Below are 3,213 nucleotides of genomic sequence, written 5' to 3' on the forward strand. Positions count from 1 at the left end.
GGCGGCCCACCCGGTCTATCGGTGCGGATTGCCTGCGATGCAGAGGTAGACCACGAACACCAGCAACGTGGGAATCGAGCTGACCAGCAGGCCCAGTCGGGCGGCGCGGAAGGCGAGAAGCCCGGTCCTCATTGGGAGGGACTGTCGGCGGTGCTGCACGCCGCGTCACCCCCTGATCGAGTCCGCCGCGCAGCTTCCTCGTGGGCGTGCAACAGTGCCTCGCCCTGTGAGCAGATGGCGCCGGGAGTCCGGCAGGCCAGGCATCCGGCGGCGTGTTCCAGGGCGGCGCGCCACGTGTGCGCGGCGGCCGGACCAGTGGTGAGGGCTTCGGGGGCGGTCATGCCGTCAGCTCCTCCAGCAGAGGGTCGGACTCCGGGTCCTTGGCCAGCAGCTCGTACCTTCGGCGCGATACGTCCAGCAGTGCGGCGCTCGCCTGGGGATCCTTGGCGGCGGCGAGCCCGGCGTCCATGGAGCTGCGCGCCGCCTGACTATCCGCTCCGGTGGTGTAGATGGCGCTCCAGGTCTCCTCGACGAAGAGCTCTTGCCCGTGGAGCTGGAAGCGGTGCAGGGTGCCCGGGGGCGGGATGACCCCGGCCTGGAAGGGCACCACCAAGATCTGCGGGCCGTACCGGGAGGGGCCCCCAGGCGCTGGAGGTAGGCCATCTGCGCTGCCATGGCTGCCGGGTTCGCGAACGTCCGCAAGAGCATTGCCCCGTCGAGGATGACGGTGACGTCCAGCCGTGTCTGGCCCGGGAGCACGGCGTGCACCGGGATCCGCGGGGGTTGGGTGGCGGTTGCAGAAGGGCCAGATGGTCCACGGGGCATCCCACGGTCTGCACGATGCGCGGCACGATGACCGAGGCGTAGACGCAGATCGCCGACGAGTGGTGCTCGCACGCGCGCAGCCGGTCCACCCAGCCCTCGTCGTCATCGCGAATGGTGCCTGGATCGCGCTCGAGACCTCTCGACTGCCGGCCTGACCATTGCAGCGCGCCGACGATGGTGGCGAAGTTGGTTGCCCCGTAGAACCTGGCCAAAGTGTCCACGTCCTGCCAGCGCTGTGCCACCTGGCCAGCTCCATCCGGCTCAGCTTGGCCGCCGAGCTGCGGATCGTCTCGGCAGCTTCGGACAGCTTCAGGCCGTTGGCGAGCCGGAGAGACCGTAGATATGCGCCCAGGACGAGCGGCGCGGGCCCGCGGTCGGGGACGGTGCCGGGGTTGGTGGTCACCGGCCGACCTCCCGGTCAGTACCGAGCTCGGCAGCGACGGCCTGGGCCAAGGCCCCGCGCAGGATGGCGATGCTGGTGAGGTAGCGGTCGGGCCCGAGCGGGACGCGCCAGTGCAGCGCCGGCCCGGTGGTGCGGTCGATGGGGGGAATGCCGATGTAGGAGATCGGGGCCCCGTTGAGTGCCTGCACCTGCGGGAGGCGCCGCCAATACTGGGCACTCCCCGCCGTGATCAGCCAGTACATCTGCGCGTAGTCGGCGATGACCGCGCCGGTCGCTTCGCCGAGTACTTCCAGCGCTCGCTCACCGACGAACGCAGGGACGCGGATGGCATCCCACCATTCGCCTACGGGTAACGCCTCGATCTCGGTGTTCGGCGGCTTCCACGGCAGAGCTCTGGTCATCATGGTCGGCTCCATGCACGGACAGTGTGTTGACCATCACAGAGTGCCGACGCAGGAAGGCCGGAACTATCAGAGGTGACTGATAGTTCCGGCCAGGGGTTGACTGTGCGTTATGCGCCCAGCCAGGCGCCGAATCCGGTGAACGTCTCGGGCATCGACCGACGGGCGTGCGCCAGACCGGCGTATGTCTCCCGAACCAGCGGGTGGTACCGCGTCTGCTGCGGCGCCACCTTCCGCGCCTTCCGCAAGCTCTTGAACGAGTCTTCCGTCCGGCCCATCCACAACTGTGCCCGAGCAACCTCGGCGTGGTGGTGGGCCAGTCGCGACGGGGGCCAGTCTTCCGGCACCGTCAGCCCCTCCGCTGCCTCGACCGCCTCGGGGTACATGTCCCGCTCAGCCAGCGAGCTGACCTTGTGGACGCCCACATTGGTCGGACCGAACGCGAGCCAGTGGGTTTCGACCGCCTCGCCCGTGCGCTTGGCCAGCCGTTCGGCCTCGGCCAAGTGCCCGTCAGCGGCGGCACCATCCTTGCTGCGGGCGGACAGCACCGCCGCGCCCAGGTGAAGCTGACCAGTCACCACGTCGCGCTCACGGCTCGACACCGCCTGCTCCATCGTGGACATCCCAATGGTGATCAGCCGCTGACCCGTCCCGTACTGAGCGGCCCGCAGGTAAACGAGGGCGCGCATGTACTGGCGCATCCCGCTCAGCACCGGGTCGGATGCGCGCTGAGCCGCCCACTCCACCCGGTCCAGTGCCACGGTGCACAAGTCCGCGTAGCCCAGCTTCGTCGTGACGTCATACGCCGTCCGGTAGGCAGACGCGAGGATCTGCCAGGCCCCGTCCGTGCCCACCGTGTACGCCGCGGCGGTGGCCTCGTAGATGAGTCCCGGCAGCTCGGCCGCCACGGTCTTCAGGTCCGTGGCGCGTACCAGCCTGCACAGCCGCTCGGTTTCGCCGCGCAGCTCGTCGAGCCCACGGGGGGCAACCTCGGGATCGGCGCCGAGGTCGTACACATCCAGGGCCTCGCGGATGGGCTGGATCAGGCCGTCGAGCTGGTCGCGGCGCAGCTCGTTGAGGTAAGGCTGGCCGGTGAGATCGGAGACGGGCACGGACAGGGCGCGGGCCAGGGCGCCGATAACAGATGGACTGGCAGGCATGTGGCCCTGCTCAACCTTGGTGAGAGTGCTGTACGAGACGGCGCTCTTGTCGGCCAGCTCGCGCTGTGTCAGGTGGCGGGTTTTGCGCGCCTTAGCGATCCGCGCTCCGGTGTGCTCTTCGATGCTCTGTGGCATGCCGAACTCCGTTCTGAATCGACATCAGAACGGTACCCCTGGCTGGCTCTGGAGGTGCTCTCGATCGGCCCCCGCTTGACTGCGGGGGCCGGCGGGGTTCCTTGCGCCAGCAGAAACAACGAAGAGCCCCCAGTCGTCAGGCGAATCGCACTGCACAAGTTTAGGTATGCGCAGAGCGGAGCCTCTTGCAGTGCGTTCCAGGCTGGCGGCGAACGCTGGCAGCGTTGCGATCAACGTGCCGATAAGAATTCGATGCGAAGTAGGCCCTCGGGGCGCCGGGGTGTTCGCG

Annotated in this window: 3 protein-coding genes and 1 pseudogene; all 4 read right to left on the minus strand. The window is 68.7% G+C overall.

Annotation, left to right across the window (positions count from 1 at the left end; genetic code table 11):
- Positions 1–337 precede the first annotated feature (337 nt).
- On the minus strand, positions 338–613 hold the full coding sequence (locus tag GWI24_RS42565; protein ID WP_210951376.1) for a hypothetical protein: 276 nt from the start codon (positions 611–613) through the stop codon (positions 338–340).
- Positions 614–648: 35 nt separating this feature from the next.
- Positions 649–825, minus strand: a pseudogene (locus GWI24_RS47060) (Scr1 family TA system antitoxin-like transcriptional regulator); the annotation flags it as partial.
- A gap of 399 nt (positions 826–1,224) precedes the next feature.
- Positions 1,225–1,644, minus strand: coding sequence for a hypothetical protein (locus tag GWI24_RS42570; protein ID WP_247617656.1), 420 nt, complete (start codon positions 1,642–1,644; stop codon positions 1,225–1,227).
- 95 nt (positions 1,645–1,739) lie between these two features.
- A complete protein-coding gene (locus GWI24_RS42575) occupies positions 1,740–2,924 on the minus strand; it encodes a helix-turn-helix domain-containing protein (protein WP_210951377.1) in 1,185 nt (394 codons plus the stop codon).
- Between the last annotated feature and the right edge of the window lie 289 nt (positions 2,925–3,213).

Origin of the sequence: Streptomyces sp. MK37H, assembly GCF_018035285.1 — a bacterium.
Classification (GTDB): Bacteria; Actinomycetota; Actinomycetes; order Streptomycetales; family Streptomycetaceae; genus Streptomyces; species Streptomyces endocoffeicus.

Excerpts from the sequence above, each read along its gene's own strand:
- GWI24_RS42570 (WP_247617656.1), bottom strand. The coding sequence starts at position 1,644 with ATGGAGCCGACCATGATGACCAGAGCTCTGCCGTGGAAGCCGCCGAAC.
- GWI24_RS42575 (WP_210951377.1), bottom strand. The coding sequence starts at position 2,924 with ATGCCACAGAGCATCGAAGAGCACACCGGAGCGCGGATCGCTAAGGCG.